Raw genomic sequence first — 477 nt, forward strand, 5'->3', positions numbered from 1 at the left:
CATTGATCGCGTCATCAAGCTCTTTTTCCGACAGATGTTTCACCAACTTGGTCCGACGAGAAGCCTTCATTAGCGCCTATACGCGCTCCGTAGATTCAAACATAGCGCAGACCACTCAAGCTCTCGTCCGCACATCAGAATCGCAGAGCGATTCTGAGGACGTTCCTTCGGAGTGAACCACTCCTACGTCTTCGAGACCGCGAGAAAGAATGTTCCACGCCGCGTTCGCGTCCCTGTCTGCCTCAAACCCACATGCCGGACAAGAGTGTTCGCGCACCCATAACGGCTTGTCGCTCGAAACGCCGCAGGATGCGCACTCTTTGGTCGTCCCTCTCGGATTGACCGCGACAAAGTGCGTCCCTTCGCGGTCGCACTTGTATTCGAGCAGTCGTAGGAACATCCCCCACGCCGCTCCTGCGCGGTTCCGTGAGTTCCCCGGTAGCTCGACCAAGCCCTTCGCGTCGAGGTCTTCGACCG

1 protein-coding gene is annotated in these 477 nt (G+C 57.7%); it reads right to left on the minus strand.

All coding sequences use genetic code 11. The annotated features are described in order from the left end of the window. Positions 1-115: 115 nt before the first annotated feature. On the minus strand, positions 116-477 hold a 362-nt coding region (locus O2S87_RS18790), incomplete at its 5' end, for an RNA-guided endonuclease InsQ/TnpB family protein (protein WP_475410233.1).

It is taken from the genome of Halohasta sp. A2 (assembly GCF_056175805.1).